Raw genomic sequence first — 1,358 nt, forward strand, 5'->3', positions numbered from 1 at the left:
GATCGTGTCCCAGGATGTGGTGTAGCTGGATTTCATAGCCATCGGTGATTTCCGGTAGGGTCGGGTTGCTTAGAGCCAACCTGAAGGACACCACCGATGACCGACGACATGATGAACCTGCGCTCACTCGTTGAGAAGAGCGCCGATGCCGATTTGCTGCGCGAGATGATCGGCTTTGCAGCCGAGAAGCTGATGGCGCTGGAGGTGAGCGCGAAGACGGGCGCTGGATACGGCGAGAAGAATGGCTTCCGACTGGCCCAACGTAACGGTTATCGCGACCGGGATTGGGAGACACGGGCGGGCACCGTCGAGCTTCGCATTCCCAAGCTTCGCACAGGCAGCTATTTCCCGAGCTTTCTCGAACCACGCCGCATGGCAGAGAAGGCCCTGACGGCGGTTATCCAAGAGGCTTACATCCAAGGCGTTTCGACCCGATCCGTCGATGATCTCGTCAAGGCCATGGGCATGAGCGGCATCTCCAAAAGCCAGGTCTCCCGGCTCTGCGAGGAGATCGATGAGAAGGTGAAGGCTTTCCTCGACCGGCCCATCGAGGGCGAGTGGCCATACCTCTGGATCGATGCCACCTACCTGAAGGTTCGTCGCGGCGGTCGGATTGTCTCGGTCGCGGTCATCATCGCCGTCGGCGTCAACACCGACGGTCGACGCGAGGTGCTCGGTATGGAGATCGGCACATCCGAGGCCGAGGCGATTTGGACCGAGTTTCTTCGAAAGCTGACCAGGCGGGGTCTGCGTGGCGTCAAGCTCGTCGTTTCCGATGCCCATGAGGGCATCAAGGCAGCGGTGTCGAAGGTGCTGTCCGCCACATGGCAGAGGTGCCGGGTCCACTTCATGCGCAATGCGCTCGCCCATGCCGGGAAGAGCGGTCGGCGCGTCGTCTCCGCCTTCATCGCCACGGCCTTCGCCCAGGATACTCCGGAGGCTGCGAGCGCCCAGTGGCGCAATGTCGCCGACCAGATCAGGCCGAAGGTGCCGAAACTCGCCACGCTGATGGATAGTGCCGAACAGGATGTGCTCGCCTACATGACCTTTCCCAAACAGCATTGGGCCAAGCTTCATTCGACCAACCCGATCGAGCGTCTCAACGGCGAGATCAAGCGGCGCACCGAGGTTGTCGGCATCTTCCCCAACGATGACGCCATCGTCAGGCTCGTCGGCGCGCTCCTGCTCGAACAGAACGATGAATGGGCCGTCCAACGATCCCGCTACATGACACTGGAAACCATCGCAACAATGAGCGATGATCCGCTCATCAGCCTGCCAGCCGCAAGCTGACACTCATCCGGCCATCCGGGATGAGCCGTGGTCGTCTAAGCTACACCACGTCATGGGACACGATC

The 1,358-nt window shown here is 61.0% G+C and carries 1 protein-coding gene; it reads left to right on the forward strand.

Features of this window, described 5'->3' with window-relative positions:
- Window positions 1-96: 96 nt before the first annotated feature.
- On the forward strand, window positions 97-1,293 hold the full coding sequence (locus J2046_RS33610) for an IS256 family transposase (RefSeq protein WP_210059140.1): 1,197 nt from the start codon (window positions 97-99) through the stop codon (window positions 1,291-1,293).
- The last annotated feature ends 65 nt before the right edge of the window (window positions 1,294-1,358 follow it).

The sequence above is a fragment of the Neorhizobium petrolearium genome (assembly GCF_017873175.1).
Taxonomy (GTDB): Bacteria; Pseudomonadota; Alphaproteobacteria; order Rhizobiales; family Rhizobiaceae; genus Neorhizobium; species Neorhizobium petrolearium.